General features: G+C 61.6%; 1 pseudogene. It reads right to left on the bottom strand.

The annotated features are described in order from the left end of the window. Window positions 1-152: 152 nt before the first annotated feature. Window positions 153-258 (bottom strand): annotated as a pseudogene (locus tag IF89_RS49540) (IS5/IS1182 family transposase); the annotation flags it as partial.

Below are 258 nucleotides of genomic sequence, written 5' to 3' on the forward strand. Positions count from 1 at the left end.
TCCAACGGCGACAAGCTCACAGCCATACCCAGAGCCCCTGGGGTCCGACGATCTTACGAATGACCGCCTCAGGCCCACGTCTGGAAGGTAGGACAAGCTGAGAGGGCGTTTCATCCCGTTGTTTCATCCCAGATTGCCGTGTTGAGGGTGGTTCACGCGCCGCGCCAGGTCGGGGTGGATTCCGTTGTCAGGCGGCGGGTCATGAGGCTGATCATGGCGAGGTAGATCATGGCTTCGGAGCGATGGGGCTTGGCCTCG

It is taken from the genome of Streptomyces sp. NRRL F-2664 (assembly GCF_000719345.1).
In the GTDB taxonomy this organism is placed as follows: Bacteria; Actinomycetota; Actinomycetes; order Streptomycetales; family Streptomycetaceae; genus Streptomyces.